The organism is Halorussus salinus, from assembly GCF_004765815.2.
Lineage (GTDB): Archaea > Halobacteriota > Halobacteria > Halobacteriales > Haladaptataceae > Halorussus > Halorussus salinus.
The window spans coordinates 396,212-422,419 of the sequence record NZ_ML974127.1; the positions used below are offsets into that span (position 1 = coordinate 396,212).

Sequence of the window (26,208 nt, forward strand, 5' to 3'; positions counted from 1 at the left end):
ACACGGTATGCCGAAACCCCGCTACGACAGCCTCGTGACGTATCTCCGCGACGAACTCGGCGACGGCCTGCGGTGGGTCGCCTCGTTCGACAGCGACGACTACAGCTACGACGTGCGCTACATCCGCGAGGACCTGAAGGCCGACCTCTCGGGGTTGGACCTCGACACCATCATCCACCGGTCCATCGCCGTGTTCAACCGCGACCACGTCGAAGACGTGTACTTCCACCTCGGGGACGCGAAGGCGCTCCTCGTTCGCCACGAGAAGGCCACCGCGGTTCACCTCTACCTCTCGCGGAACCGCGGCGTCGTCGTCAAACTCGAACCGGACGTGAGCTTCCAGTACCCCGACTTTCTGGACGAGTGTCTGACGACGCTCCGCGGGGAGTAGTTCGAACTCGATTACCCTAGGTAACTAGATTGGTACAGGTAACTTTTAGACGGCGGGCACCATACCCCGGCCCATGAGCGAGGCCGACGAACCACTCGCAGTCTGGTGTGCCGGGAAGGACTGGTGTCCGATCACTTCGACCGCGACGCTTATCGGCAAGAAGTGGCACCCCGTGGTGGTCCACCGACTGCTTCAGGGCGGACCGATGGGGTTCAACGAACTGAAAGACGACGTGGACGGCATCTCCAGCAAGGTCCTCTCGGACAGCCTCGACGACCTCGAGGAGAAGGGACTCGTGAACCGCGACATCGTGAGCGAGAAACCGGTTCGGGTTCAGTACTCGCTGACCGAGCGCGGCGCATCGCTCGAATCGCTCATCGAGGAGATGCGCGACTGGGGTGCCGAACACCTCACCGGGGCCGACCAGAAGGAAGACGCGATTTCGTGAGCGAGCGTCGTCGCGCCATCTCGCGGGCATGTCGGCGCGAGTAGCGGATTTCGTCCCGTAGCTCTTCCAGACGATTGTACTGCCACCGCTCGACCGAATTCCCTATCGCGGTATTTGATTTATAACTCTCTCGTACGTCGCGGCGAGAGGGTAGCGCCACCCGACCCCGAACGCTTTCCGCGTGACCTTGAGGACCGGCGCGGCCTGCCACCGCTTGAACTCCGAGCCGTGGACCAGCGCGAGGATTTCGCGGACGACGCTCGGGTCGTGGCCCGAGGAGACTATCTCCTCGGCCGTCGCGCCCTCGCCGACGTACTGACGAAGCACGTCGTCCAGCACCTCGTAGGGCGGGAGCGCGTCTTGGTCGGTCTGGTCGGGCGCGAGTTCCGCGGAGGGCGGGCGTTCGAGGACGCGCCGGGGAATCGGGCCGCCGCCCTCCAACTCGTCGTTCACCCGGCGCGCGAGGTCGTAGACGATTTCCTTCGGGCAGTCGGCGAGCGGAGCCAGCGCGCCGCACATGTCCCCGTAGAGCGTGCAGTAGCCAGTAGCGAGTTCGCTCTTGTTGCTGGTCGCCAGCACGAGGAGACCCAGTTCGTTCGACAGCGCCATCAGCGTCGTCCCGCGGACGCGGGCCTGCACGTTCTCGTCGGTGACGCTCCGTTCGCGCTCGCCCACCGCGGCGTCGAGCAGTTCCTCGAACGCCCCGAAGGCGTCCTCGATGGGGGCGTCCAGAAACTCGATGCCGAGGGCCTCGGCGAGCGCGGCGGCGTCCTCCTCGCTGGCGTCGCTGGTGTAGCGGGTCGCCATCGCCACGCCGAGGACGTTCTCCGGGCCGAGGGCCTCGGTGGCGAGCGCGGCCGCCACCGACGAGTCCACGCCGCCCGAGAGGCCGACGAGGACGCCCTCGAAGCCGGTCTTCCGGACGTAGTCCCGGATGCCCAACTCGACTGCGCGACGGACCTCCTCGGTCCCGTCGCGGGCCACCGGCGCGAGCGTCTGCTCGTCGGACGGCCCGTCGAGCGCGACCTCGCAAACTGCGAAGTCCGCCTCGAACTCGGCGAGTCGGCGGGCCTCCTCGCCCTCCGGCCCGACGACGAACGACCGCCCGTCGAACACTAACTCGTCGTTCGCGCCGACCTGATTCACGAAGACGAAGGGCAAGTCGTGGTCGGTCGCGTGACTCGCCATCAGGGCGGTGCGCTCGTCGCCCTTCCCGGCGTAGAACGGACTCGCCGAGAGGTTGACCAGCAGGTCCGCGCCCGCGTCGGCGAGGTCCGCCACGGGGTCGGCGGCGTAGCGCGGGCGCTCCCACACGTCGGGTTCGTTCCACGCGTCCTCGCAGACGTGAACCCCGAGGCCCACGCCGCGGAAGTCGTGGACGACGGTGCGCTCGCTCCGCTCGAAGTAGCGGTCCTCCTCGAACACGTCGTAGGTCGGCAGGAGGCGCTTGCGGGTCGTGCCCGCGAGTTCGCCCCCGTGACAGAACGCCGCGGCGTTGTAGAGCGGTCGCCCGGTCTCGGCGGGGTTGCGTTCGGCGAACCCCACCAGCAGGGCGAACTCCTCGTCGGTCAGTTCCGCGAGTCGAGCGAGAGCGTCGTCCTGCGCGTCGAGGAGTCCCTCGCGCTCCACGAGGTCCCGCGGCGGGTAGCCGAGCAGGGCGAGTTCCGAGCAGACCAGCAGGTCGGCGTCCGCGTCCGTGGCGCGGCCGACTGCGCGCTCGATTTTGGCGGCGTTCCCTTCAACGTCGCCGACGAGGTAGTTCCCCTGTGCGAGTGCGACCGAGAGTGTGTCAGGCATGGCTCCTCCGAACGACGGGAGTACGCGAGCGACGAGAATAGAAGTTCGGGGCGCGGCTTTCGACGGGCACGCCGACTTCTCAAAATAGCGGTGAAAACCCCTGCTCGGGACAGATATAGCGCGTCGCCGTCTGCCAGCGCCACCGTCTCTCTCAGGAGTAGAGACGCCGCGTTCGCAGAAGTTCGACGTACTCGCGGTCCCAGTTTTTCGTCTCCACGTAATAAGTCAGTGCGGCATCGACGTAGCCTGCGTCGAGAAGGTCGTGAGTCGCCAATTCACAGAGAACGTGGGGCGTCGTGAACAGGACGTTGCGGTCGTCCAACGCCATCCCGACGAGGAGGTAGTTGGTCGTGTTGAACTCGTCGGTGACGAACAGGTCGGCGTCCAGTTCGTTCGTCAACCAGATGGCACGTGATTCGCCCGCGTCGAGTCCGTAGTCCAGCGACTCGTCGAGTGCGTCGGCTACGTCGTGGGTAGTCAGATGATGGGACGCCTTCATGACGGTCTCGGCCGCTGCCGAGAGGAGGTCGTCGCTTCCCATCGCGTCGCTCACCTCGCCGAGGACGCACTCGGGGGCGTGTACGTCGTACGCCGAGAGCAACGCGAGCAGCGGGTCTTCACCCGAGGGAGCCTTCGACCGGCCGTCGGCGACGGGCGTCGCCAGATTCAGCAGTACGTTCGCATCGACTACCGTCGTCGCTCGCCCCGCCATCTATCGAGTCGCCGAATCGTTCGGGTCTTCGTTCGTCTCGCTTCCGTCTGCTGCCCGTTCGTCGTCTCCACCCTCACCGTCGGGCGTCCACTCGGCGACGGGTTCGGCGTAGAACTCGTCGGCGGATGGGAGTTCGCCCTCGACCTGCGGTGCGGGCGGCGCGCGGTCCAGCGACTCGCGGAGTCGTCGCGCTCGCATCGCCTCCTCGGTTCCCAACACCGACCGCACGGTGTCGAAGTCCACCCGCCCGTCGTAGTACGCTTCGCGGAACTTCCGACGAAACTGCTCGTCGCTGGTGAGTCGGTCGATTTCGTCCTCCAAGGCCTCCACGAGGAGGCGGGTCCGAGAGATGTCGAGCAGGTCGCTAACGAGGTCGGCGCGCTCGACCAAGGAACTCGGCGCGTTGAAATCGACGCGCGTCTTCCCCTCTGGCATACGCGATGTGTAGGTTCTACACATCAATAAAGCCAGTGGAGCGCATACGTTTAAACCGGAGAACGGGACGAACCCTGCTCGATGGGACACCGCGCACTCCTCGCCTATCGACGCGACGACGTACGCTCTGACTCCACCGACGACGCCGACCGCTCGCCCGACGAGACCGACTGTTCACCCGACGAAACGTCCACCTACGACCTCCATCGGTCCCACTGGGGCGGCGCGGAGTTCGCCCTCCTCGACCGCATCTCGCCGGACTCGCCGTACGCCACGGACACGCAGTTCTCCGTGGACCCCGAGCCGATAGCGACCGACCTCGCGCTCGCCGACATCGCCGCGGACCACCTGAACTACCTCCACCACGAGGCGTTCTACCGAGTCGCCGCCGACTACGAGACCACCGCGTACCACCCGGTCTGGTTTGGCCTCGAAATCGACAGCGAGCGCGTCGAGCGAAGCGAGACGGTCGGCCACGGCGCGCTGGTCGAGGTGGTCCCCGAGGAGGCCAACTACTTTCGCGGCTGGCTCCGGGGCACGAAGGCCGTCGTCGGCGAGATGGCCGACCGCGAGGCGCTGTCCCCCGACGAGGCCCGCGACCTCCTCGGCGAGCGCGTCCGCTCGTGGGCCGACGACCGGGAGGTGATACTCCCGGAGCGGTGACGGGACCACCCGACCGACACCGCCCGGTCGATACCGTTCGACCGACGCGCGCCGCTTTAGTGCGCTCGCCGCGTACCCGGAGGCAGTGACAACTGCAGACGGCGACGCCGCGGCCGACGCGGTGGTCAGTCCCGACCCGGCGACCGCGCGCGACCGAATCGCCGCCGCCATCGACCGCGGCGAGATGCTGACCGTCTTCGGGCGCTGTACGGTCGAGTACGAGGGCCGGGCCGCCAGCCACCTCGGGCCGGGCGACCGACTGGTCGTCCTCAAACCCGACGGGACCGCGCTGGTCCACACCGACGACGGGCAGAAACCGGTCAACTGGCAACCGCCGGGGTGTACCCACGAGGTCCGCCTCGCCGACGGCCAACTCCGCATCGAGAGCCGCCGAACAAGCCCGAACGAGGAGCTAACGGTCGCCTTCGAGACGGTCGAACAGCTCTCGGCCTACGACGTGACCGACGGGAAGGACCTCTCGCTACGGGGGACCGAGGAGGACCTGCGCCAGCGACTCCTCGAAAACCCCGACCTCGTGGAAGAAGGCTTCAAACCCCTCGCTACCGAGCGCGAGACACCCGCCGGGGCGGTGGACATCTACGGCAAGGACCGCGAGGGCCGCACCGTCGTCGTGGAACTCAAGCGCAAGCGCGTCGGCCCGGACGCGGTGGGGCAGTTGGACCGCTACGTCGCCGCGCTGGAGCGGGACCTCCACGCGAACGCCGAGATTCGCGGGATTTTGGTCTCGCCGTCCGTGACCGAGCGTGCCCGGACGCTGTTGGCCGAGAAGGGCTTGGAGTTCGTGTCGCTCGGACCCCCAGAGTGAGCGTCAGGCCGAACGCTCGGAAGGTTAGAAGTTCGTCACCTTCGACTGAATCCGACCGTCGTCTACCTCCGGCGTGGAGTCGTCGGCGTCTCTGAAGTAGCGGGCCAACTCGTCCATCCGCACGTCGTCGCTCTGGTGGAGAAACGCGATTTCGGTGAGCGACAGGTCCTCGCCCCGCTCTAACTTGTGTCGCAACTGTTCGGCGGTGAGCGACTGGAACGTCAGGTCGAGTTGGACCGTCGCGGCCCGGTCGTCGCTCGCCTCCGCGAGGTTGACGGCTTCGGTCAACACCGTCTCGAAGTCGAGGTCGGCGTCCGCGGTCACTCGGTACAGGAAGGCGACGGCCGAAACGAGGGCGTCGAACGCTTCGGTACCGTCGATGCTTTCGAGCTGATTGTCCACGACGAGTCGGCGGTCTCGCTCCGAGAGACACTCCACGAGGACCTCGAAGTCCAGCACCGCGTCGAAGACCCGCTCTCGAATCCGCGCTCTCGCGTTCCGTTCGGATTGGACGCTCGCGAACTCCGTCTCTCCGCGAAGGTACGCTCGGTCCGCTTCGCTCAGTATTCCGCGGCCGCGCTCGTTCCCAGACATAATCTATTACAGGTTATGAACTGTATGCCACGGATATAAAGATAATGGGTTTTGGATTATGCATCGGTTTCTCGGCAAAACGCTTATATCTCCGGTCGCTGACGGTACTGACGCGAAACCATGAGCGAATCAGTTCCAAACGCCGGTTCCGACGCGCCGACCCGACCGTTTCACGCGGTCGTGGACGCCGACGCGATACGGACGGCCGTCACGTTGGTCGACGCGCTGTTCGACGAATGCCACCTCTATTTCGAGGAGAACGAAATCCGGTTGTCGGGCATCGACCCGGCGACGGTCGCCTCGGTCGAACTCACCCTCGGACGCGGCGCGTTCGACGCTTACGAAGCGACCGGCGTCCACACCGGCGTCGGCCTCTCGCGGCTAAAAGACGTGGTGGGGATGGCCGACAGCGGTCAGTCGGTGGAGTTCGACCTCGCGCCCGAGACCCGCACGCTCGAAATCCGCATCGGCGGATTGGAGTACACCCTCGCACTCCTCGACCCGGACACGATTCGGAAACCGCCGGACCGCCCCGACGGCGGCTTCGACTTCGCCGGTGAGGTCGTCGCGCGAGCCGACGACTTCGACCGGGCGGTTCGGGCCGCGGACATGGTCTCGAACCACCTCGCGCTCGGCATCGACGCCGACGAGGAGACCTTCTACGTCGAGGCGGAGGGCGACACCGACGACGTGTCGCTCGCGCTCGCGGACGACGACCTCGTGGATTTCACGCCGGACGAGGCCCACTCGCTGTTCTCGCTGGACTATCTGACGGCTATCGACCGCGCGATGCCCGCCGACCGCGACATCGAACTCCAACTCGGCACCGAACAGCCCGCGACTATCGCCTACGAGTTCGCAGACGGCGCGGGGTCGGTCGAGTACATCGTCGCGCCGCGCATCTCGTCCAGCTAGTTCTCGCGGCAAAACGCGACTACTCGACTTCGCGCTTCAGTGCCGCCAACTCGTTCATCGCCTCCAGCGGCGTCATCGTCGCCACGTCCACCTCGCGGAGTCGCGCGGCGAGTTCGTCCTCCGGGCCGTCGGCGACGGCCTTCGGGGCTGGCTCGGAGGCTTCGCTTTCAGGGGCTTCTATCCCGTTCGTCGCTTCGGCTTCCACGTCCGCCGACTCCGCCTCGGCCAGCAGTTCGCGCGCCCGTCCGACCACCTCGTCGGGCACTCCGGCCTCGCGGGCGACCTGCACGCCGTAGGAGGCCGTGGCCGCGCCGCGCCGGACCTCGTGGTCGAAGACGACCTCCTCGTCGGTGCCCTCCGCGGCGAAGTGGAGGTTGAAGGCTCGCGGGAGGTCGTCGGCGGTCTCGGTCAGTTCGTGGTGGTGGGTCGCGAAGAGGGTGAGCGCGCCCACCTCGTCGTGGACGTGTTCGGTGACGGCGCGGGCGATGGCCAGTCCGTCGGTCGTGCTGGTGCCCCGGCCCACCTCGTCCAACAGGACCAGCGACTCGTCCGTGGCGCTCTCTAAAATCGCCGCGAGTTCGGTCATCTCGACCATGAACGTCGAGCGACCGCCCGCGATGTCGTCGCTCGCGCCGACGCGGGTGAAGATGCGGTCCACCGGCGCGATGCGGGCGCTGGCGGCCGGGACGAAGCTCCCGGTCTGCGCGAGGAGGGTTATCAGCGCGACCTGCCGCATGTACGTCGATTTCCCCGACATGTTCGGGCCGGTGACGACCGCGAAGGAGTCGGCGGCGGTCGCGTCGTCGCGCTCGCCCTCGGCGGGCGACCCCGCCCGTTCGAGGTGCGCGTCGTTGGGCACGAACGACGCTTGGGTGCGCTCGACGACGGGGTGGCGGCCCTCCTCGATTCGGATGCCGTCGCCGCCGATTTCCGGCCGGGCGTAGTCGCGGGTGGCCGCGACCTCGCCCAGCGCGGCCAACACGTCGAGTTGCGCGAGCGCGTCGGCGACCGCCTGCACGCGCTCAGACTCGGCGGCGACCGTCGAGCGCACGTCGCGGAACAACTCGTGTTCGAGGTCGTCGGCGCGGTTCTCGGCGCGCAGAATCTCGTCCTCGCGCTCCTTGAGTTCCGGCGTGTAGAACCGCTCGGAGTTCTTCAGCGTCTGGCGGCGGTTGTAATCGTCGGGCACCGAGTCGAGGTTCGGGTTCGTCACCTCGATGTAGTAGCCGTGGACCGAGTTGTGCCCGACCTTGAGCGAGTCGATGCCGGTCCGCTCGCGCTCCTGCTGTTCGAGGTCGTCTATCCACGCCTTCCCCTCGCGTTCGGTCTCTCGCAACTCGTCCAGTTCGTCGTCGTAGCTCTCCCGAATCACGTCGCCCTCCGTGATTTCGCGGGCGGGGTCCTCCTGAATCGCACGAGCTATCAGGTCCCGCACGTCGGCGAGTTCGTCCAGTTGGTCGCGGAGTTCGACCGACTTCTCCGACTCGAAATCGGCCATCGCGGCCTTCAGTTCGGGCACCACGTCGAGGGTCGCCTTCAGCGACCGCAGGTCGCGGGCGTTGGCCCGACCGCGCGAGATGCGCGCGACGAGACGCTCGATGTCGTACACGTCTCTGAGAAGGTCCCTCGCCTCCTCGCGGGTCCGGACATCGTGGGTCCACTCCTCGACCGCGTCGAGGCGGGCCTCGATGCGGTCGGGGTCCAACAGGGGACGCCGGAGCCAGTCCTTCAACTTGCGACTCCCGAGCGGGCAGGCGGTCTCGTCCAGCACGCCCAACAGAGTCACGTCGGCGTCGCCGTGGACCGTCCGGCGCTCGAACAGTTCGAGGCTGGACAGCGCCACCCGGTCCAACAGCATGTACTCGCGGGGTTCGTAGCGCGTCAGGTGGTTGAGGTAGTCCAACTGGCCGTCGTCGCCCGCCGTCTCGTCGGCCTCGCCGCCGACTCCCGCGCCGCCGCGGGTGTACTCCGCGTAGGCCAGCAGGGCACCGCAGGCCCGGACTTCCGCGTCGGCCGCCAGCAGAGCGTCGGGCGACCCGAAGTACGACTCGACGCGCTCGCGGGCCGTCGCCGAGTCGAAGGCGGCCGAATCGTAGGGCGTGACCATGCAGTCCGAATCGAAACACTCGCTGGCGGTCTCGTCGGCCGCGCCGGGTTCCACGACGGCCTCCGCGGGCGCGAACCGACTCACCTCGTCGGCGATGGCCGCGGTCCGGCGGGCGCTGGTCGCGTAGAAGTCGCCGGTCGAAACGTCCAGCACGGCGAGTCCGTACCGCTCGTAGTCCTCGGTCAGGCACGCGACGAAGTTGTTGTCATCGGTGTCGAGCAGTTCGTCCTCGGTCAGCGTACCCGGCGTCACGATGCGGGTCACCGCCCGGTCCACGACCGTCGTGGTCTCCTCGGGGTCCTGCACTTGGTCGGCGACCGCGACCCGGTAGCCCGCGTCCAGCAGGGTCTCGATGTACGACTCGGCGTTGTCGATGGGGATGCCCGCCATCGGGTAGGTGCCCGTCGAGTCCTCGCGTTGAGTCAGCGCGATTTCGAGGAGTCGGGCCGTCTTCTCGGCGGCCTCGCAGAACGTCTCGTAGAAGTCGCCGACCTGAAACAACACGAGCGAGTCGTCGTACTCCCGACAGAGTTCGAAGTACTGACTCATCATCGGGGTCAACTCGTCCTCGTTTTCGGCCATCTTCTCGGGTGCCCCCAGCGCCGCGTCCATGCGTAGAGTACACGAACCGCGGCCCGAAATACCTCTCGGAACCGAGCGACGGCACGGGGCTGTCTGCCGACTCGGCCTCCGCCGGTGGTCACTGTCGGCCGATTCGAAGCCCACCAAGCGCGCCGCGGGCGGAAGGGCTAACCGCCACGGACGGCTACGAACTGACATGGCCGACACCGATTCCATCACGCCCGAGAAGCCGGTTCACCTCGCCGACGCCGACGAACTGGACGCCTTCGTCGCCGAGAACGACCTCGCGCTGGTCGATTTCTACACGAAGGGCTGTTCGCTCTGTCAGGCCATCGAACCCGTGGTCGGCAACGTCGCCCGCGTCACCGACGCCGCGGTCGCGCTCTGCAACCCCCGCGATGACCCGCAACTCATCGACCGATTCGAGGTGCGGAGCGTGCCGACGCTCCTGCTGTTCGAGGAGGGCGACCTCGTCGGGCGGATGGCCAAGGGCTTCCAAGGCACCGAGGCGGTCGTGGCGTTCGTGGAGTCGCGCGGACAGTCGGAGTGACCTGCCCCGACGCGCGAGTACCGGAAATCGCGGCCGTCGGTGGGTCGCTTTTGAGTCTTCGATACCAAACGAGGCCATGAGCCAGCACGCCACCGACGCGTTGGTCGTCTACTCCGACTACGTCTGTCCGTTCTGCTACCTCGGGAAAGCCGCGATGGAGCGGTACCGCGAGGAGACCGCCGACCCGCCCGAGGTCGAGTGGCGATTCTACGACCTGCGGGGGTACAAGCGCGACGAGTCGGGCGAGATACGCGACGACGTAGACGACGGGAAGGACGACGACTACTTCGCGCAGGTCCGCGAGAACGTCGAACGCCTCAAAGAGCAGTACGACGTGGACATGACACTCGACTTCTCGAAGGACGTGGACTCGTGGAACGCCCAGCAGGCCGCGCTGTACGTCCGCCAGACCGAGGGCGAGGAGACCTTCCTCGCCTTCCACGAGGCGCTGTTCGAGGCGCTTTGGCAGGAGGGTCGGGACATCGGCGACCCAGACGTGCTGGCCGAGATTGCCGAGGAGATCGAAGCGGGTCTCGCTCCAGACGAGATTCGGAACGCGACGGAAGACGAGACCCTCGAAGCCGAACTCCGCGAGCGGTTCGAGCAGGCCCAGCAGGCCGGGGTCTCGGGCATCCCGACGTTCGTCTACGAGGGCCACGCGGCGCGCGGCGCGATTCCGCCCGAGCAGTTCGAGCGGCTGGTGAACGGGGCGTAGCGAGTTCCGGGCGGCCGATTCACTCGTAGCACTCCTGTACTCGCTTTTTCGCCTCGTCTATCGCCGTCTCGACGTTCTCTCCTTGCTCGTATCTGTGCTGGAAGACGTAGACGAAATGTTTCGTCAGGCGTCGCAGTTTTTCGTACTCCGACCCGGAAACTATCGGCACCGCTCGATGACGCCCCTCGGACTTGAGACTCGCTTCCAGTTCGATACCGTAACTGTCGCTGCTCCCTCTCGTTTTCAATGCGAGTTCCATATCGACGCGGTCGTCGGCGTACGTGTATTCGACCAACGGTGTCGAAGTCACCGACTCGTCAGTCGGCTCGGCGGCGTTCTCCTCGCTCTTCCACCCGGCAGGAACGTCCCGGTCGTCGTACTCGGGCAACGCATCCGTCGGACCTGCCGTCGGCATTCGATCGGACTCGTCGTTTCGACCGCCCCCTTCCGAGCGCGTTTCGGCCCCGACTCGGCGGACCCCGCGGGCGAACGACTGGGCGTCGGTCCACTCGAAGAGATGGCCTCGACGACCCATCACGTCGAAGAGCTTCCCCATCATGGCGTCGTACTTCTCGTATTCGAGGTCGTGGCGGATGGAGAGCGGTTCGTAGTCTCGTTTCACGACGTAGGTGTCGGACAGCGAAACCTCGCCTAGTTCGAGTTCGTGACCGCCGTCGTTGTCTTCGGCGACCAAGACAGGGTAGTCTACGAGCGAGAGCGTGTATCGAAACTTGATGTAGAAGTTCTCCCAGTCGTCGTTCTCCGCGTCCAAATCCGACAGCAGGAACGCAACGCCCTCCTCGACGTAGTGTTCGAGGAGGTCACGCGCCTGTTCGAGCCACTGTTTTCGCCCCTCGTCGTAGTTACCCAAGACGAAGTACCGAATCGGTTCTTCGGGGCCCCTCTCTCGGAGTTCCGACGAGAGGTTGGTGACGGCGGCGTGAACGTCGGTCACCTCCTCGGCCGAGAAACCGCCCAACACGAAGTCAGCGTCGTCGATGGTCGGCTCCTCGGCGAGGTGGTCCGGAATGCGGTTGTCCCCTGCCATTCGTCCGCTATCATTCGGGGCGACGATATATATTTCTTGAAACGACGCCCAGACCGAGAAGGATTGCGACAGCCGTCGCAACCCTTATCACCGGTGCTGGAGTAAGAGGTACCATGACCGACAACCGCGGCGGTGGGGGCGTTCACGAGACCGAACCGGGCGAGAGTCTACCGGATACGGAACCGCAGGTCTTCGACACCGACCGCGTTGAGGACAAGCGAGCGATTCTCGAACCGACCCGTCTCCGACTCCTCCAGCAGATACTCGCCACCGAGTGGGGGTCGCTGAGCGCACCTGAACTCGCGTACCGCAACACGGACCTCTCGGAGAGTACCGTCCGGGACCACCTCCGCGATATGGCCAATCGCCCGAGGCCGTTCGTCGAGAAATTGAAAGTCGAAGACGGAAAGCGCGCGAAAGGGATTCCGTGGACGTACTACGCCGTCTCGGAGTACGGCATCGAACTCTTGAAAGAGGTCGGCGCGTACGAGGGAATCACCGTTCTGTACCAGATGTACGACCGGATGGAGCGCGAACCGATAGCGGACATCGAAGCGTTCGACCACCGACCGACTCCCGACTGGTTATAAGTTCGCTCTTCCCGCTCGCGCCAGATTCCCGGCCAGCAGGGCCACGCTCGTGACGAAGAACAGCGCGCCGAGAGGAGATGCCAAGTCCACGAACAGCCAGTAGAGCGGCGCGGCCGCGGCGGGGCCGACCGAGACGACCGCCAACTCCGCGACGACCGGGCCACAGCAACAGCAGGCGTTCGGGGCGGCGACGGCCGCGGTACCGGTCGTGACTTCGGCGCTTCCGGTCGCGTCGTTCGCGCGCCACTGGTAGCCCAGCAGGGCGGCGTTCAACCCGACCAGCGCGGCGACCAACCCCACCATGCCGACCATGCCGACCGAGAGGACGCCGCTGACGGGCGTCGTCCCGACGAAATCGTGGACGTGGAACTCGACGCCGGGCCAGTAGACCAGCGGGTTGGCGACTCGCGCGGTCGTGACGAAGCTCTCGGTGAGGTCCACGTTGCCGCCGGGTTCGGGCACGAAGGTCAGCATCCCCATCGAGAACGCGAAAAAGAGGCCCGCGACGACGCCGGTGCCCGCGCCGAACCATCGACTCGGGCGGTCGGCGAGCGCGCGCCCGACCAATCCGCTGGCGTCGCGCCAGACGACGTAGCAGACCGCGACGAGCGCCGCGACCGCCAGCAGGTACCCGACCGGATTCGTCAGCGACCCCGGAACGATGACGGGGTAGGCGACCCAAAGGCCCAGCAACATCCCGAGCGCGGCGTACCGCGGTCGGTTCGGCCAGCGCATCCGACCGATGGCGAGGCTCCCGACGACGACCGCGAGACCGATGCCGAGCGTCAGCGGGCCGAACCACGCCCGCGCAATCGCGGGCTGGCTGGCCGCCAACGACTCGACCGGCGACAGTTGAACGAGGCCGATGGCTCCGGTCGCGGCGACGACCAACCCGGCGAACGCGCCGCCGAGCGCGACGGTCGCGGCGGTTCGGTCGCGGACGAGCGCGCTCCCGACCGTGACGACGACGCCGACCAGTAGGACCGCCAGCGCGAGCCACTGGGGCATCGGCGGGGCCGCCTCGCCGCCGTGGGCCGACGCGACCGGGACCGCCCCGAGCGCGGCGACCGCCGCTCCGCCGCGCGCTATCGAACGAGTGTGCATGCTCCACGCTCGGGTTTCCGGCGCTATGTATTCGTTGCATCCGCGAGATTCGGCCATCGTTGCCGGAGCATCCCGACGACTCCGCGGAACGCAAACCGAGTTACGCCACGCCAGCCAGCACGTCGCCGACGACGAACGCGACCAGCGCCGCGAGCATCCCGATGGCGAACATCTCCGCGCCGCTCCGGAGCCACCCGCGGTCGGTCACCAGACTCCTGCTCGCGCCGACGAGGAAGAAGGTGACGCCCGTGACCGCGACCGCGGCCGGAAACACCGGCTCGACGACCAAAACGTACGGAACCAGCGGCATCACGCCCGCGACGACGAACGCGACGAACGTAGCGAACGCAGTTCTGGCGGGCGTCTTGCCGTCGGATTCGTCCGCGTCGCCGCCGCGGCTCTCCCGATACGCCATCTCTGACTGGCGACTCAGGTAGTTGCTCATGCCCATCGAGAAGCCGTCGGCGAGGAGGTTCGCCGCGCCCAACACGAGGACGATGGAGGGCGACAGCGACGCGCCAGCGACCCCGGCCACGACCGCGAAGGTCGTCACGATACCGTCGTTCGCGCCGTAGACGAACTCTGCGATGTACGCGCCAGCCCCGCCGAACTCGCCGCCGGGGGCGTCCCCGCGAGCGTCGTCGCCGAGGAGGGATGTGAGCATGGTCAGCGGTACGACGCCCAACCCGAAAGCCTCCCGGCGTGTGGTCTCCTCGGGGAGCCGAAATCCGCCCTACTCGTCGTCGCCGACGCTCGGGTGTTGCTCCGGTCGGTCGGCGCGCGGTTCGGCGAAGTACCCGCGCATAACGTCGAGGGAGTCGGCCTCGCGGCGCTCGCGCTCGGCGTCGTCTATCTCCTCGCATCCCGGCGGGACCTCTCGCCCGCGGCCGGTGAAGTACCGCTCGGGCGCGACCCAGTCGTGGTAGAACGGCCGGTCGTCGTCTTCAAGTAGCGTCACCCCGACCTCGGCCCCGTGGCCCGCGGCGACGATAGCTTGGTGGGGTTTCCCGGCGAGTCGCCCGGCCGCGTAGAGACCCGGCACGCTACTGCGGCCCTTCTCGTCGGTGGAGACGAACGTCTTGCCGCGCTCGACCAACTCTAACGCCCCGAGCGGTTCGAGGTAGTCGGTCGCGTTCTTCGTCGCCGCGACGACGTAGCGCGACTCGTAACTGTCGCCGTCCGCGGTCTCGATGACGAAGCCGGGATTCTCGTCTGCGTCCCGACCGGCGTCGTCCGGCCGCCGGACCGCCGTGACCTCGGTTTCGCGGGACTCACAGCCAGCGCGCTCGGCTTGGTCGGCCATCGCGTCGAGGAGTAGACGCGCGTCCACGCCCGCCGGGAACCCCGGATAGTTCTCCAGTCGAGCGTTCCGCCGGAGGATAGAGCCGCCAGCGTCCAGCAGCAGCGTTTCGAGGCCGTTGCGCGCCGTGTAGATGCCCGCCGAGCGGCCCGCGACGCCGCCGCCGACGATAACTACGTCGTAGGTGTCGTGTGCCATCGTTCTCGTGGACTCCTCGGTGGGGCAGGAAAATAGCGTATTCGATAGCGAATCCCCGACGAGGGTCCCGGAGGCTCCTCGCTACGGTGCGAGCGCGACGTAGCCTTCCGGCGGGATGGAGATATCGACGTAGCCGTTCCCGTCGGCGCGACTGTTCTGGTCGCCCGTGTAGTCGTTGAGGTCGCGGTTGCGCCAACTGGTGTAGGCGGTCCGAGACTGCCAACTGGTCGAGTTGTTGATGGCGACGAGGAGGTTGTTGTATCGCTCGAAGGCGTACACGTCCGCGTCGGTCACGCGGTCGTAGGCCGCGCCGCTGGCGAGTTCGTTCCGAATCCAGAGTAAGTTCCGGATGGCGTCGTCGCCGACGCCGTAGTCCTCGCTGTAGACCCGCGGGTAGCCCTCGTAGGTGAGGATGTAGGCGTGTGCGAGGAGCGACTGGGCCGGGTCGGGGCTGTCGTGGTTGCCCGCGAAGGTCAGCGCCCGGTAGGCGTCGCGGTTGACGAAGCCAGCGCCCGAGAGCCTGCTCATGTCGCCGCCGGGGCCGGTGAACACCTCGTACTTCATGACGTTGTACAATCGGTAGTCGGTGACGGACATCCCGGTGTCGGCGTACCCTTGCAGGTAGTCGAGTTCGGACTTCCCGCCGTACGATTCGGGGATGACCTCGCCGACCGTGTAGAGGTCGCTGGCCCACTGGTTGGCGTAGTCAGCGAAAAAGGACTCCGGAACGTGCTTGGCGGCGTCCCACCGGATGCCGTCCACGCCGAGACTCCGGTACTTATCGACGTACTTCTTCAACTCGCCGCGGACGTACGACGATTCCTGTTTCAGGTCGCGGAGACCGACGAGCCAGCACCCCTCGACCGAGTAGTCGCTGGAGTAGTCGATGTTACACTCGGGGTGGAAGTCGTCGCTCCCGAACTGCGGGAGGTCGGCGAGACTCACTTTCCGGTCGAAGGTGTCCCCGCCCGCGGCCATGTGGTTGATGACGGCGTCGGCGATGACCTCCAAACCCTGATTGTGGGCCTCCTGTATCATCGACTCGTACTCGGCTTCGGTCCCGAACTCGCTGTCGAAGTCCAGCAGGTCGATTGGCTGGTAGCCCAGCGGCGGGTCGTACTTCTCGCCGGTGTACTCGCGCTCGTACTTGTAGACGCGACTGAACTGGGCTGGCGGGACCTGAATCGCGTCGTACCCCTGAGCGGCCAGCGTCGAGAGGTCGGACTCGATGGTCGTCCAGTCGGTGTGGTAGTACTGGTACACCGCGCCCGAACCGAGGGCGGCCGCGTTACCGGTGGCGAACCCCGCGCCCGCGGCGGCCGCACCGAGTGCGCCGATTCCTTTCAGCACGTTTCTCCGAGAGTGACTATTTCCCGTGGTTCTCTCTGACATCCATCTGTGAATGTATGAGGAAATAGTATAACATTATCTTAGGACAGATTCAATTTTCAGAATATAATAGTTTTAATTTATATGCTTACGGGGAGTTCGGCCGCGACGCGCCGCTCCCGTCGGCGTCGTCTCACGCCGAAAGCTACGTCAGAGTGGACCCCGACCGTCCGCTATGGACGCACGCGCCCTCTCGGAGTTCGGCCGCCGCGACTGGGAGACCGACACCGACCTCGAACCGGTCCGGTTCGCCATGATCGGACTGGGCTGGTGGACCCGCGAGGAGGCCATCCCGGCGACCGAACAGAGCGACAGATGCGAGACGACCGTGGTCGTCAGCGGCGACCACGACAAGGCCGAGAACGTGGCCGAGGCGTCCGAAAACGCCGAGGTCGCCATCACCTACGACGAGTTCCACGACGGCGCGGCGACCGACGAGTACGACGCCGTGTATATCGCCACGCCGAACGCCAAGCACCTCGAATTCGTGGCGTCGGCCGCGGCGTTCGGCAAGGCGGTCCTCTGCGAGAAGCCGATGGAAGCCACGCCCGAGCGCGCTCGCCGAATCGTCGAGGCCTGCGAGGGCGAGGTGCCGCTGATGGTCGCCTACCGGATGCACACCGAACCCGCCGTGCGTCGGGCGCGCGAACTCGTCGCCGAGGGAGCCATCGGCGACCCGATGCTCGTCCACGGGAGCATGTCCCAAGACCTGCTGGAGATATTCTCGAACCCCGACCAGTGGCGGCTCGACCCCGACCTCTCGGGTCCCGGCGCGTCGGTCATGGACCTCGGTATCTACCCGCTGAACACCGCGCGGTTCGTCCTCGACGCCGACCCGGTCGAGGTCTCGGCGCTCGCGCGCTCGGAGGGCGAGGAGTTCGCGGACGTACCCGACGAGGTGGCCACCTTCGAGGTCCGATTCGACGACGGCACGCTCGCGGCCTGCTCGGCCAGCCAGCACGCCAACCGGTCGAGTCACCTCAAGGTCGTCGGCACCGACGGCGAGGTCAGCATCGAACCCGCGTTCTTCGACCGTCAAGCCCGCCAGTTCGAACTCGAAGTGAACGGGACCCGCGCCACCGTCGAACCCGAACAGGTCGATCAGATGCTCGAAGAGTTCGACTACTTCGCCCATCAGGTCCGGACCCGAAGCGACCTCTACGCCGACGGCCGCCACGGCCTCGTGGACATCGAGACGATGCACGCTATCTACGAGAGCGCGGAACGGGGGTCGGTCGTGTCGGTCTCGGGCGACGACTGACGGCAGGCGACAAAAGAGCGGCAGACGACGAAATAGCGGGCCGGACCGACGCGCGACCGCAGACGCCCGACATCGCCAACGTTTATTATAGGGTGTGGCAGAGATTGTGTAAGAATGAGCAGTCAGTTGTTCGAAGCGTATCCGGACGTGTACGATGCCCTGTACGGCGCGAAGGACTACCGCGGTGAGAGCGAGTTCTACGCCGAGACGTTCGCCGAGCGCGCCGCCGCGACCGGCGAGGAGTGCCTGATTCTGGGCTGTGGCACCGGTCGCCACGCGAAGCACCTCACCGAGCGGGGCTTCGACGTGACCGGCATCGACAGGAGCGAAGCGATGGTCGAGAGCGCGAAGACGCGGTCGGACGCCGACTTTCGCGTCGGGGAACTCCCGAACGTCGAACTCGCGTCGAACGCCTACGACCTCGTTCTCCTGCCGTTCAACATCGTCAACTATCTGGAGTACGGCGACCTCGAACCGACCCTCGCGACCGTCGCGGACGCGATAAAGCCCGGCGGTCTCCTCGTGTTCGACACCGCGGCGGTCCCCGACGACGGGACGATGTACCTCCAGTCCCAGTCCACGGGCGAGGGCGACCACGCGCGACTCGTCCAGATGCAACCCGCGGGCGAGAACCGCGCGCAGTGGAGTTCCATCGTCTTCTCGGAGGCCGCGCCCTCGGGCTTCTTCGTGGACAACGTGGGCCTCGCGCTCTACGACGACGACGAGATCGGCGAACTCCTCGAGGAGTACGGCTTCGAGTTCACCCACCGGACCGACTACGGCGAGGCGACGAGGACCCAAGAACAGTTCTCCATCTTCGTCGCGGAGTACGTCGAGTAAGACGCGACACTGGTCCGTCGGTAGTGACGTTCGGTCGAAAAAATGTGGTCAGCCGAGGAGGTAGCCGAGCCTCGGGTACTTCTCGACCAGCGCCTCGCCGTCGAGTTCGTACTGCTCGATGACGGCGTCCAGCCCGAGGATGCGGCCCGCGCCGAACGCCGCGACCGCGAGGAAGACGAGCATGTACGCGAAGTCGCCGTTGATGAACCCGTGGGCGATGTCCCAGTTGCCGAAGTAGAACATCAGCATCATGAACGCGCCGAAGAACGCCGCGAGGCGGGTCAGCGCGCCCACCAGCAGGCCGAGGCCGATGAGGAGTTCGCCCCACGGCACGGCGATGCTGAGGAAGTCGGCGAACCACGGCGTCGAACCCATCCAGTGGAACAGTCCGACCAGCGGACTCTCGGCCGGGACCGCGTTCGTGAGATAGCCCGTCGCACTGAACGGCTCGGCCGCCGTAATCTTCGTGAAGCCGGAGTACGCGAAGGCGTACCCCATCATGAGACGCAACGCGAGGACGAACCACGCGCTCAGACTGTGCGCTTTCCCGTTGACCGTGAGGCTGCCGATCGTACTCTCGAACTCGTTGACTCGGGTGTTGATTTCGTTAGTGGTCATCGTCGTTCACCTTACAGTTGAACAGACGACCGGCGGGAGCATATAAACCGAGAGTGGTTCTCACGTTCCGGGAACGAAGGTCTGGCGGCGAACACGTTCGGTCCGGGGCGACCGTTCTCGCGGCGTCCTCGCCGTCAGTCGGCGTTCACCGGACACGACTCGTCGGCGTACTCGACCTGCGCGAGCGTCTCGATGGGGTCGTCGCCACAGACCGGACACTCGGGGTTCCGCCGGAACTCGACCTCCTCGAAGGACATCGCCATCGCGTCGTAGAATATCATCCGACCGTCGAGGAGGTCGCCCGCCCCCAACAGGTACTTCACTGTCTCGGTGGCCTGAATACAGCCGAGCGTACCGGGGAGGACGCCCAACACGCCGGTACTCGCGCAGTCGGCGACCATCCCCTCCGGCGGCGCTTCGGGGAACAGACACCGGTAACAGGGTCCCTCGGTCGTGAACGTCGTGACCTGCCCCTCGAACTTGTAGATGGCACCGTGGGAGAACGGCGTCCCCGAGAGCGTACAGGCGTCGTTGACGAGGTAGCGGGTCCGGAAGTTGTCGGTGGCGTCCACCACGAAGTCGTAGTCGGCGATTAGCTCCTCGGCGTTGCCGGGTTCGACCCGGACCTCGTGCGTCTCCACGTCCACGTCGGGGTTCAGGTCGCCCACGAAGTCGGCCGCCGACTCGACTTTCGGCCGCCCCACGTCGCCGTCGCCGTGGATTATCTGGCGCTGGAGGTTGCTCAGTTCTACCTCGTCGTCGTCGGCGACGCCGAGGGTGCCCACGCCCGCGGCCGCGAGGTACTGGATGGCTGGCGCGCCGAGTCCGCCCGCGCCGATTACCAGCACGGCGGCGTCGAGGAGCGCCTGCTGTCCGTCGGGACCCACCTCGTCCATGATGATGTGCCGCGAGTAGCGGTCGAGTTGAGTCGAGTCGAGCGAGAGGCTCATATCGGGGCTTGGGTGCTTGCGGGCTTAAATCCGCGGTCGGGAGACTCCTCGGCGTGGCACTCTCGGGGACTCCTTGACGTGGTAGGGACTCCTCGGTGCGGTCGATTCGTCGTCGAACAAAAAGCGAGTTTTCGTGGGTGCGAAGCGTCCGGCCGATGTCGGCGCTACTTCGCGCGACCCTGACCGCTGTTGTTGCTCGGGCGGTTGTGTTCCGTGCCCTTGCCACGCTGCTGGAGACCACGGTTGCTCTGGCCCGCACTGGTCAGGCCGCGGAAAGCCCGACCCTTGTGGGAGTCGTCGCAGATCCAGTTGAGGTCGTCGTCGTTCTCGATGGCCGGATGCTCGGGGTCCAGCAGAATCACTTCGAACCACTTCTGGCTGCCGTCCTCGCCGACCCAGTAGGAGTTCAGCACGCGCAGGTTCTTGAACTTCCGACTGGAACGCTCCTCGCCGATGCGCTGGAGGTTCTTGCGTCGGTAGATGCGGTTGACACCCTGTCGCTTCGTGCGTCGGCCAGCCTTGAACCGCTCCTTGCGGGCCGACCCTTTGCGCACGCTGACGCGAGCGACGACGACGCCCTGCTTGGCCTTGTAGCCCAGTTCGCGGGCCTTGTCGAGGCGAGTCGGTCGCTCGATGCGCTCGATAGCGCCCTGTTCGCGCCATTCCTGCTTTCGCTGCCACTGGAGTTCGGCGAGGTCGCCGTCGCCGGGGTCCTTCCACGCGTCCTTGATGTGTGAGTAGAAGCTCTTTGCCATGGTTATCACCACGGGCGTTGCGTGGTTCAGCACGCGAACCGAGACGATTCGCGGGCCACATCCCGTCCTGCGGCCGCGTGCGAACGAAAACCGCTCGCACGACGCGGCGCGAAGCGCCGCGCACGGCCCACAGGTGCCCGCTGGTGCCCGTCTCCCAGCGAGTTACCTCGGGTTTCTCGTCGTCGGCGTTTAAGGGCTTCGTCTTCGCCCGAGTTCCGGTCCGTTGCACGGGCGGCGGGTCCATTGCAGACCGTTCCATCCGTCCCGTTTTCGCTGTATCCGACGGCCGACTCGTTAGCTGGCGGATAACAAAGGACCGTGACCCCAAAGGTGGATTATGGCACGAATCAGCACAGCCGAGGAGTTCGCACTCGACAACCGCGCCCGTCGTCTCGGAGGCCGATAGCATGGCGATTCTCGAACTTGCAATCGGGTTCGCCGTCCTCGCCATCATCGCCGCCGCGCTCGGCGCGGGCGGCGTCGCGGGGTTGTCGATGGACATCGCCAAGTGGCTGGTCATCGTCTTCCTCGTCCTCGCGGTGGTCTCGTTGGTGCTGTGACCCGGCAACAGCGAATCGGACGAAGCCGGAGAATCGAACGGGGTCGTTACGCGGACGCGCCGTAGTCGCGGACCGTCTCGAACTCGCCGTCGGCGAGGGTGTCCGCGAGCGTCGCGGCGTCCACGTCGTCCGGCACGAGCCGAGGGTACTTCCGCCGGAAGTAGCCGACGACGTTCTCCACGTCGCGCTCCAAGAACTCGTCGGCGTTCTCGTGGTCGGTCGGCGTGGCCTGTGGCCAGTCGAAGATGGTGATGCCCTCGGTGTTGACGAAGACGTTGTACTCGCTCATGTCGGCGTGGACGTAGCCCTCGGCGTAAGCGTCGGCCATCTCCGAGAGAATCAGGTCGAGAATCGGCACCACCTGCTCGTCTTCGAGTTTCGTGCGGGACAGCTCCACGCCGTCTATTTTCTCCATCACGATGGCGTGGCGGTTGTGGTCCACCGGTCGGGGGACCTTCACGTCGGGATAGAGGGCTTCGAGCGCCTCGTACTCGCGCTCGGCGGCCTTCCGGGCGGTGTAGAACCACGAGACGTGTTCGCGGTCGGAGGTGTAATCGCGCTCTTTCATGACCTCCCGGAAGTTGGTGTAGCCCTCGCGGTGGTACTTCAGCGCGAGCGGCTTGTACGACTGGACCTCGTACACGTCGCTCTCCTTGCCGACGCCCAGCGGCGACCCGAACCCTTCGACGCTCTCGCGCTCGGCGAAGGTGTGGAGCGCCAGCGCGTCGTACCCCTCGAACTTGAGTCGGTAGCCCTCGTACTGAATCGTGTTTCGCTCGACGAGTTCCCGGTCGAGACACCTGTCGATTCGGTAGTCGACCTCCTCGGCGGTCAACCGCGAGAACTCGGGAATCTTCTCGCGGGCGACCCACTCGGAGAACCGCATCCCTTGTTCGATGCCCGACAGCAGGTGGAAGTCCTCCGGTTCCAACTCTGTCAGCATGCCCGCGACGTTCTGAACCATCACCGACTCGTACTCGCCGGGCGGATAAAAGCCCCGCGCAACCCGAGGAGGCCCGCGGAAGTCGTCTCGCGGGTCGGCGTCGCCGAGCGTCGAACCGGCCGTGCGACCGAGTTCGGCCGCGATACCGTCGGTTCCCGGACAAAAACGGACCTGCCACCAGATATAAACCAATAGAAGCGATACAAAATGTAGTTCTTCGGGCAGTTTGGAGTTTGCGCCGGTGGTCTCCCGAAAAACTGTGCGGCCAGTCGGTTTTACCAACGGCTTCGTATTCACTCGCCGATACTGGGATAAATAGGCGAGCATACATTGAGATAGATTGCTATGTCGGAACAAGACACGACTCGTCGCTCGTTCTTGGCGGCGACCGGGAGCGCGGCGTCGGCCGTCGCATTGGGGAGCGGATTCGCCGAGGAGAGCGCCGCACAGGAGACGACGAGTGGCGGGCAAGACGGCGGTCAGGGTGGCGGAACGCTGAATCTCATCAACTCCACGTTGAGTACGCTCGACCCCATCAAGGCGACCGACACCGCGTCCGGGGAGGTCATCCAGCAGGTGTTCGACGCCCTGATGAACTACCCGAACGGCCAGACCAACGTCGAGACGTTGCTGGCGAAGGGGTATCAGGTGTCGGACGACTTCAAGACGTACACGTTCAATCTGAAGCAGGGCGTCACGTACCACAACGGCGACGAACTCACCGCACAAGACTTCGTCTACTCCTTCGAGCGGCTCGCGGCCTCGGACGAGTCCCGGCGGGCGTACTTCATCTTGGACTCCATCGGGGTGAAACACTCCACGGACGACGCGGGCAACTACGTCCCCGAGTCGATGGGCGTCTCGGCTCCCGACGATTACACCTTGAAGTTGGAACTCGCCGAGCCGTTCCACGCCACGCTCCCGATGCTGGCGTACACCTCCTTCGCGGCGGTTCCCGAGGGACTGGTCGGCGACATCCAAGGCTACGACGGCCAACTCACCTATCAGGAGTTCTCGACCAGCGACCCCGTGGGCTGTGGCCCGTTCAGCTTCGACCAGTGGAGTTCGAATACGGACGTGTCGGTGTCGCGGTTCGGCGACTACCACGGCGACGTGCCGAACGTCGAGGGCGTCCACTGGCAGATCATGTCGGACGCGAACGCCCGGTACACCTACGCGATGAACCAGAACGCCGACGCGTTCTCCATCCCGACCCAGTTCTACAACCCCAACAAGGTCAACGTCCAGAACACCGACGACCGCGGGCGACAGGTCGGGACCTACGGCCCGGTCCGGAACGGCGAGACGCTGAACTACGTCGGCGTCTCGACTATCGACGCCTACTACATGGGGTTCAACACGAACCAAGTGCCGAAACCCGTCCGGAAGGCCGCCGCCTACGCGATGAACCAACAGCAACTCGTCCAACAGGTGTTCAAAGGTCGCGGGGAACCGGCCTACCACCTCACGCCGCCCGCGATATACCCCGGCGGAACCGAAGCCTACACCCAGCACGCCGAGCAGAACTACCCCTACGGCTACGGCCAAACCAACCTCCAGAAAGCCCGGCAGGTGATGGAGGAGGCGGGCTACGGTCCGAACAACAAGGCGAGTTTCACCTTCACCGTCTACCAGAGTTCGAACACGTGGCCGCAGGTCGGCCAACTCCTGCGGGACAAACTCGCCAGCGCCCACATCCAGATGAACATCGAGAGCGCGCCGTTCTCGACGCTCCTCAAGCGCGGTCGGCAGGGGAACTTGCAGGCGTACTCGCTGGGGTGGGTCATGGACTGGCCCGCGCCGGACAACTTCCTGCAACTGCTGAATCCGCCACAGACCGACACGTCTCAAGACGCCCCCATCTCGTACTTCAACTGGTCGGGGACGAACGCCTCCCAGCGGGCCAAGCAGGCGTGGAACACGGTCCAGCAGAACACCGCGCCAACCGACGCCGCCGAGAAACAGCGCAATCAGGCGTACGTCCAGATGGAGACGGCCAACTGGCAGGACGTGGCGCTACTCCCGGTCTACCACGAACTCGAACAGCGGTTCTGGTACGACGGCGTCGATATCCAGAAGTTCGGCGCGGCCGGAACCAGCCGCCAGATGTTCAATCAGGCCTCGGTGGACCAGTCGGGCGGCGGGTCGAACTGAGGCTCCTCGGGACCTCACGGGGACAAATCGGCTCGCCCGATTCGATTCGACCGGAGGCGTCGCCCCGTCCGGTCGAGCCCCGCGCCGACCCGCGTCGGGCGTGGCGTAAACGATAGAAATCTATTTGTACTAGCTTGCATCGGTTGGCGGGAAGCGCACGTTGTGAGCGGGTAGTCGTGCGATGGGTGTGCATAACCGGGCTCCGAGCGATTTCTGCTATCGGTGGGTTTATATAGGGCATGGCGGTTGCTATCGAGGAGCATCGCCGAACGCGAGTGATTCCGTAAAAGAGCTGTAGGACGGTGTTATTGCGTCTCTCTGCCGGACCGCGCTATCGTCGTTCGAAAGCAGATACCCGCTCGAAAAATGAAATCAGGGGACGCGGCTACCGTTGCATCCAGTGGTAGACGGTGAACGGAACACTGGTGCAGTCCATCTGACACCGGCTCTCGGACGCTTTCAGCGATAGTCCCGAGTAGTCCACCACCGTTAGCACGAGCCAGTAGTGATTCGGCTGTTCGAGTGGGCTCTCCGGGCCTAATCCCTGCACGTCGAACCGTTCGCGCTGTATCGCGTAGCCAGCCGAGTCGCTCTTGACGATGCCGCCGAACGCCCGCGAACTGCCCTCCTCGAACGTCCCCGGAACGACGTTGTTGTCGCTTCGGTCTACGATGCTGATCTGGTAGCCGAGCGGGACGCTCCGTTCGACGCCGAGTTGGAGACTGAACACCAAGTCGCCGGTGTAGTCTCCCTCGAACCCGTCGGTGAACGTGTTCGTACTGTCGTCCTCCACGTCCTCGCCGGGCGGTGTGAGAGCCGCGAAACCTATCATCCCGTCCTGTGCCGCGACTCTATCTGCCACCGCACTCGTGCCGGTGAGACCGAGTGCGCCGAGGCCGAGACCCCTTAGTACGTCTCGGCGCTCGAAACCGCCGTCGTCGTCCGGACGTTCGTCGGGCATCTTACGGAACTTGGAATCCGTGTGCGACGGTCGTTATCGCTCCGGACTCACAGGCGTCGAAATCGTAGGCTCCTCGCATCGGGTCGCCTTCCGAGGTCACCATGCTCGCGCCCTGTAGCCCCGAGTAGTCGATACCCGAGAGGAACAGGACGTACTCGCCGGAACTCAGGTCCTCGACGCTGATGTTTTCACGAATCTCCATCATCCCGTCGGTGTCCGCTTTCACCTCCTCTGCCGACGATTTCACGGTCCCTTCCTCGAAAACTTCTTTCGTAACCCGCATCCGGTCGGACCCTTTCGGGAGAACGGTCCACGATTTTCCGACTACCGTCTCCACGTCCGGGGTCCCCATGTTCGTCTTCAGCACGATGTCGTACGTGCTGTCGGTCTGAGCGGGGTCCAACGTCGGGGGACTGCCGGTAATCTCGTCGTCCTCTAAGTCTTCGTCCGGAGGAGTGAACCCCGCGTTGACCACCGGTGCGGCCGCTGCGCTACCACTCATCGCTCCCACGCCCGCGAGGCTCATCGCCCCGAGGCCGAGTCCTTTCAGCACGTCTCGCCGTTCGATACTACTCGCGTCGGTATCTGGTGTCTTTTCTCCCATGGCACCATCGTAAACACTCGCCGGAGGAGATATTATAAAGGCCCAATCGTTCACGGCTGAAAGAAATCGTTTGCGGCCAGTAATCGCTGTTCCGGAAGCGTAACGCCGCAAAAAGTCGTCCGACGAGCGTTAACACTTCTTTTCTCCTGCAGTCCCGTAATCTCTCCGCGGACTTCCGAGCAATCTACCGTTTCCCGA

28 protein-coding genes are annotated in these 26,208 nt (G+C 65.5%); 12 read left to right on the forward strand and 16 right to left on the reverse strand.

Features of this window, described 5'->3' with window-relative positions; translation table 11 throughout:
* Window positions 1–7 precede the first annotated feature (7 nt).
* On the forward strand, window positions 8–391 hold the full coding sequence (locus EPL00_RS01965) for a hypothetical protein (protein ID WP_135852085.1): 384 nt from the start codon (window positions 8–10) through the stop codon (window positions 389–391).
* Between the two features lie 73 nt (window positions 392–464).
* Window positions 465–839, forward strand: coding sequence for a winged helix-turn-helix transcriptional regulator (locus EPL00_RS01970; protein WP_135852084.1), 375 nt, complete (start codon window positions 465–467; stop codon window positions 837–839).
* 102 nt (window positions 840–941) lie between these two features.
* Here EPL00_RS01970 and EPL00_RS01975 read toward each other — a convergent pair whose 3' ends face one another.
* The 3 genes from EPL00_RS01975 to EPL00_RS01985 form a co-directional block, all read right to left on the reverse strand.
* A complete protein-coding gene (locus EPL00_RS01975) occupies window positions 942–2,636 on the reverse strand; it encodes an NAD+ synthase (protein WP_135852083.1) in 1,695 nt (564 codons plus the stop codon).
* Window positions 2,637–2,787: 151 nt separating this feature from the next.
* Window positions 2,788–3,348, reverse strand: coding sequence for a hypothetical protein (locus EPL00_RS01980; RefSeq protein WP_135852082.1), 561 nt, complete (start codon window positions 3,346–3,348; stop codon window positions 2,788–2,790).
* Window positions 3,349–3,783 carry a hypothetical protein gene (locus EPL00_RS01985; RefSeq protein WP_202932525.1) on the reverse strand — a complete coding sequence of 145 codons (435 nt, stop codon included), beginning with the start codon at window positions 3,781–3,783 and terminating at the stop codon, window positions 3,349–3,351.
* An 81-nt stretch (window positions 3,784–3,864) separates the two neighbouring features.
* On the opposite strand from EPL00_RS01985, the gene EPL00_RS01990 reads away from it, so the two are divergent.
* On the forward strand, window positions 3,865–4,446 hold the full coding sequence (locus EPL00_RS01990) for a DUF6735 family protein (RefSeq protein ID WP_135852081.1): 582 nt from the start codon (window positions 3,865–3,867) through the stop codon (window positions 4,444–4,446).
* 85 nt (window positions 4,447–4,531) lie between these two features.
* Window positions 4,532–5,272 carry an endonuclease NucS gene (gene nucS, locus EPL00_RS01995; protein ID WP_394352074.1) on the forward strand — a complete coding sequence of 247 codons (741 nt, stop codon included), beginning with the start codon at window positions 4,532–4,534 and terminating at the stop codon, window positions 5,270–5,272.
* Between the two features lie 24 nt (window positions 5,273–5,296).
* On the opposite strand, the gene EPL00_RS02000 is transcribed toward nucS, so the two are convergent.
* Window positions 5,297–5,866: a hypothetical protein gene (locus EPL00_RS02000; RefSeq protein ID WP_135852080.1), complete on the reverse strand. Its 570-nt coding sequence runs from the start codon at window positions 5,864–5,866 to the stop codon at window positions 5,297–5,299.
* A gap of 120 nt (window positions 5,867–5,986) precedes the next feature.
* Between EPL00_RS02000 and EPL00_RS02005 the strand changes: the two genes are divergently transcribed.
* Entirely contained in the window at window positions 5,987–6,781 is a 795-nt protein-coding gene (locus tag EPL00_RS02005) for a DNA polymerase sliding clamp (RefSeq protein WP_135852079.1), read from the forward strand.
* 19 nt (window positions 6,782–6,800) lie between these two features.
* On the opposite strand, the gene mutS is transcribed toward EPL00_RS02005, so the two are convergent.
* The gene (gene mutS, locus EPL00_RS02010) at window positions 6,801–9,500 is read right to left on the reverse strand and encodes a DNA mismatch repair protein MutS (protein WP_135852078.1); all 2,700 of its coding nucleotides are present in this window, start codon (window positions 9,498–9,500) and stop codon (window positions 6,801–6,803) included.
* A gap of 166 nt (window positions 9,501–9,666) precedes the next feature.
* Here mutS and EPL00_RS02015 point away from each other — a divergent pair, with 166 nt between their 5' ends.
* On the forward strand, window positions 9,667–10,020 hold the full coding sequence (locus EPL00_RS02015) for a thioredoxin family protein (protein ID WP_135852077.1): 354 nt from the start codon (window positions 9,667–9,669) through the stop codon (window positions 10,018–10,020).
* 76 nt (window positions 10,021–10,096) lie between these two features.
* Window positions 10,097–10,735 carry a DsbA family oxidoreductase gene (locus EPL00_RS02020; protein WP_135852076.1) on the forward strand — a complete coding sequence of 213 codons (639 nt, stop codon included), beginning with the start codon at window positions 10,097–10,099 and terminating at the stop codon, window positions 10,733–10,735.
* 19 nt (window positions 10,736–10,754) lie between these two features.
* On the opposite strand, the gene EPL00_RS02025 is transcribed toward EPL00_RS02020, so the two are convergent.
* Window positions 10,755–11,783: a hypothetical protein gene (locus EPL00_RS02025; protein ID WP_135852075.1), complete on the reverse strand. Its 1,029-nt coding sequence runs from the start codon at window positions 11,781–11,783 to the stop codon at window positions 10,755–10,757.
* A 113-nt stretch (window positions 11,784–11,896) separates the two neighbouring features.
* Here EPL00_RS02025 and EPL00_RS02030 point away from each other — a divergent pair, with 113 nt between their 5' ends.
* Complete coding sequence (locus EPL00_RS02030; RefSeq protein ID WP_135852074.1) at window positions 11,897–12,373, forward strand: winged helix-turn-helix domain-containing protein; 477 nt, start codon at window positions 11,897–11,899, stop codon at window positions 12,371–12,373.
* Here EPL00_RS02030 and EPL00_RS02035 read toward each other — a convergent pair.
* The 4 genes from EPL00_RS02035 to EPL00_RS02050 form a co-directional block, all read right to left on the reverse strand.
* Window positions 12,368–13,477, reverse strand: a complete 1,110-nt coding sequence (locus tag EPL00_RS02035; protein ID WP_135852073.1) for a hypothetical protein — start codon at window positions 13,475–13,477, stop codon at window positions 12,368–12,370. The two genes, EPL00_RS02030 and EPL00_RS02035, sit on opposite strands and share 6 nt — an antisense overlap.
* Before the next feature lie 100 nt (window positions 13,478–13,577).
* Complete coding sequence (locus EPL00_RS02040; RefSeq protein WP_135852072.1) at window positions 13,578–14,141, reverse strand: VIT1/CCC1 transporter family protein; 564 nt, start codon at window positions 14,139–14,141, stop codon at window positions 13,578–13,580.
* A 69-nt stretch (window positions 14,142–14,210) separates the two neighbouring features.
* A complete protein-coding gene (locus tag EPL00_RS02045) occupies window positions 14,211–14,975 on the reverse strand; it encodes an NAD(P)/FAD-dependent oxidoreductase (RefSeq protein WP_135852071.1) in 765 nt (254 codons plus the stop codon).
* Window positions 14,976–15,056: 81 nt separating this feature from the next.
* On the reverse strand, window positions 15,057–16,325 hold the full coding sequence (locus tag EPL00_RS02050) for an alpha-amylase domain-containing protein (RefSeq protein WP_238398102.1): 1,269 nt from the start codon (window positions 16,323–16,325) through the stop codon (window positions 15,057–15,059).
* Window positions 16,326–16,539: 214 nt separating this feature from the next.
* Here EPL00_RS02050 and gfo6 point away from each other — a divergent pair, with 214 nt between their 5' ends.
* Together gfo6 and EPL00_RS02060 are read left to right on the forward strand one after the other, a co-directional pair.
* Window positions 16,540–17,625 carry a D-xylose 1-dehydrogenase Gfo6 gene (gfo6, locus tag EPL00_RS02055; protein WP_135852069.1) on the forward strand — a complete coding sequence of 362 codons (1,086 nt, stop codon included), beginning with the start codon at window positions 16,540–16,542 and terminating at the stop codon, window positions 17,623–17,625.
* Between the two features lie 114 nt (window positions 17,626–17,739).
* Window positions 17,740–18,465 carry a class I SAM-dependent DNA methyltransferase gene (locus EPL00_RS02060; RefSeq protein WP_135852068.1) on the forward strand — a complete coding sequence of 242 codons (726 nt, stop codon included), beginning with the start codon at window positions 17,740–17,742 and terminating at the stop codon, window positions 18,463–18,465.
* 48 nt (window positions 18,466–18,513) lie between these two features.
* Here the strand turns inward: EPL00_RS02060 and EPL00_RS02065 are convergent, their stop codons facing one another.
* The 3 genes from EPL00_RS02065 to EPL00_RS02075 form a co-directional block, all read right to left on the reverse strand.
* Complete coding sequence (locus EPL00_RS02065; protein WP_135852067.1) at window positions 18,514–19,083, reverse strand: DoxX family protein; 570 nt, start codon at window positions 19,081–19,083, stop codon at window positions 18,514–18,516.
* A 134-nt stretch (window positions 19,084–19,217) separates the two neighbouring features.
* Window positions 19,218–20,033, reverse strand: coding sequence for an SAMP-activating enzyme E1 (gene ubaA, locus EPL00_RS02070; protein ID WP_135852066.1), 816 nt, complete (start codon window positions 20,031–20,033; stop codon window positions 19,218–19,220).
* Between the two features lie 164 nt (window positions 20,034–20,197).
* Entirely contained in the window at window positions 20,198–20,788 is a 591-nt protein-coding gene (locus EPL00_RS02075) for a 50S ribosomal protein L15e (protein WP_135852065.1), read from the reverse strand.
* Between the two features lie 413 nt (window positions 20,789–21,201).
* Here EPL00_RS02075 and EPL00_RS02080 point away from each other — a divergent pair, with 413 nt between their 5' ends.
* Entirely contained in the window at window positions 21,202–21,348 is a 147-nt protein-coding gene (locus EPL00_RS02080) for a DUF1328 family protein (protein ID WP_135852489.1), read from the forward strand.
* A 46-nt stretch (window positions 21,349–21,394) separates the two neighbouring features.
* Here EPL00_RS02080 and EPL00_RS02085 read toward each other — a convergent pair whose 3' ends face one another.
* The gene (locus tag EPL00_RS02085; protein ID WP_135852064.1) at window positions 21,395–22,312 is read right to left on the reverse strand and encodes a serine/threonine-protein kinase RIO2; all 918 of its coding nucleotides are present in this window, start codon (window positions 22,310–22,312) and stop codon (window positions 21,395–21,397) included.
* A 324-nt stretch (window positions 22,313–22,636) separates the two neighbouring features.
* On the opposite strand from EPL00_RS02085, the gene EPL00_RS02090 reads away from it, so the two are divergent.
* On the forward strand, window positions 22,637–24,445 hold the full coding sequence (locus EPL00_RS02090) for an ABC transporter substrate-binding protein (protein WP_202932527.1): 1,809 nt from the start codon (window positions 22,637–22,639) through the stop codon (window positions 24,443–24,445).
* Between the two features lie 385 nt (window positions 24,446–24,830).
* Here the strand turns inward: EPL00_RS02090 and EPL00_RS02095 are convergent, their stop codons facing one another.
* Together EPL00_RS02095 and EPL00_RS02100 are read right to left on the reverse strand one after the other, a co-directional pair.
* Window positions 24,831–25,406 carry a hypothetical protein gene (locus tag EPL00_RS02095; RefSeq protein ID WP_135852063.1) on the reverse strand — a complete coding sequence of 192 codons (576 nt, stop codon included), beginning with the start codon at window positions 25,404–25,406 and terminating at the stop codon, window positions 24,831–24,833.
* Window position 25,407: 1 nt separating this feature from the next.
* Complete coding sequence (locus EPL00_RS02100; protein WP_135852062.1) at window positions 25,408–26,010, reverse strand: hypothetical protein; 603 nt, start codon at window positions 26,008–26,010, stop codon at window positions 25,408–25,410.
* Between the last annotated feature and the right edge of the window lie 198 nt (window positions 26,011–26,208).

Excerpts from the sequence above, each read along its gene's own strand:
- EPL00_RS02000 (WP_135852080.1), bottom strand. The coding sequence starts at position 5,866 with ATGTCTGGGAACGAGCGCGGCCGCGGAATACTGAGCGAAGCGGACCGA.
- EPL00_RS02065 (WP_135852067.1), bottom strand. The coding sequence starts at position 19,083 with ATGACCACTAACGAAATCAACACCCGAGTCAACGAGTTCGAGAGTACG.
- EPL00_RS01965 (WP_135852085.1), top strand. The coding sequence starts at position 8 with ATGCCGAAACCCCGCTACGACAGCCTCGTGACGTATCTCCGCGACGAA.
- EPL00_RS02005 (WP_135852079.1), top strand. The coding sequence starts at position 5,987 with ATGAGCGAATCAGTTCCAAACGCCGGTTCCGACGCGCCGACCCGACCG.
- EPL00_RS02075 (WP_135852065.1), bottom strand. The coding sequence starts at position 20,788 with ATGGCAAAGAGCTTCTACTCACACATCAAGGACGCGTGGAAGGACCCC.
- EPL00_RS01970 (WP_135852084.1), top strand. The coding sequence starts at position 465 with ATGAGCGAGGCCGACGAACCACTCGCAGTCTGGTGTGCCGGGAAGGAC.
- EPL00_RS01975 (WP_135852083.1), bottom strand. The coding sequence starts at position 2,636 with ATGCCTGACACACTCTCGGTCGCACTCGCACAGGGGAACTACCTCGTC.
- EPL00_RS02090 (WP_202932527.1), top strand. The coding sequence starts at position 22,637 with ATGTCGGAACAAGACACGACTCGTCGCTCGTTCTTGGCGGCGACCGGG.
- EPL00_RS02015 (WP_135852077.1), top strand. The coding sequence starts at position 9,667 with ATGGCCGACACCGATTCCATCACGCCCGAGAAGCCGGTTCACCTCGCC.
- EPL00_RS02095 (WP_135852063.1), bottom strand. The coding sequence starts at position 25,406 with ATGCCCGACGAACGTCCGGACGACGACGGCGGTTTCGAGCGCCGAGAC.
- EPL00_RS02020 (WP_135852076.1), top strand. The coding sequence starts at position 10,097 with ATGAGCCAGCACGCCACCGACGCGTTGGTCGTCTACTCCGACTACGTC.
- mutS (WP_135852078.1), bottom strand. The coding sequence starts at position 9,500 with ATGGACGCGGCGCTGGGGGCACCCGAGAAGATGGCCGAAAACGAGGAC.
- EPL00_RS02085 (WP_135852064.1), bottom strand. The coding sequence starts at position 22,312 with ATGGTTCAGAACGTCGCGGGCATGCTGACAGAGTTGGAACCGGAGGAC.
- EPL00_RS01980 (WP_135852082.1), bottom strand. The coding sequence starts at position 3,348 with ATGGCGGGGCGAGCGACGACGGTAGTCGATGCGAACGTACTGCTGAAT.
- ubaA (WP_135852066.1), bottom strand. The coding sequence starts at position 20,033 with ATGAGCCTCTCGCTCGACTCGACTCAACTCGACCGCTACTCGCGGCAC.
- EPL00_RS02035 (WP_135852073.1), bottom strand. The coding sequence starts at position 13,477 with ATGCACACTCGTTCGATAGCGCGCGGCGGAGCGGCGGTCGCCGCGCTC.
- gfo6 (WP_135852069.1), top strand. The coding sequence starts at position 16,540 with ATGGACGCACGCGCCCTCTCGGAGTTCGGCCGCCGCGACTGGGAGACC.
- EPL00_RS02100 (WP_135852062.1), bottom strand. The coding sequence starts at position 26,010 with ATGGGAGAAAAGACACCAGATACCGACGCGAGTAGTATCGAACGGCGA.
- EPL00_RS02040 (WP_135852072.1), bottom strand. The coding sequence starts at position 14,141 with ATGCTCACATCCCTCCTCGGCGACGACGCTCGCGGGGACGCCCCCGGC.
- EPL00_RS02030 (WP_135852074.1), top strand. The coding sequence starts at position 11,897 with ATGACCGACAACCGCGGCGGTGGGGGCGTTCACGAGACCGAACCGGGC.
- EPL00_RS01990 (WP_135852081.1), top strand. The coding sequence starts at position 3,865 with ATGGGACACCGCGCACTCCTCGCCTATCGACGCGACGACGTACGCTCT.
- EPL00_RS02045 (WP_135852071.1), bottom strand. The coding sequence starts at position 14,975 with ATGGCACACGACACCTACGACGTAGTTATCGTCGGCGGCGGCGTCGCG.
- EPL00_RS01985 (WP_202932525.1), bottom strand. The coding sequence starts at position 3,783 with ATGCCAGAGGGGAAGACGCGCGTCGATTTCAACGCGCCGAGTTCCTTG.
- EPL00_RS02060 (WP_135852068.1), top strand. The coding sequence starts at position 17,740 with ATGAGCAGTCAGTTGTTCGAAGCGTATCCGGACGTGTACGATGCCCTG.
- EPL00_RS02025 (WP_135852075.1), bottom strand. The coding sequence starts at position 11,783 with ATGGCAGGGGACAACCGCATTCCGGACCACCTCGCCGAGGAGCCGACC.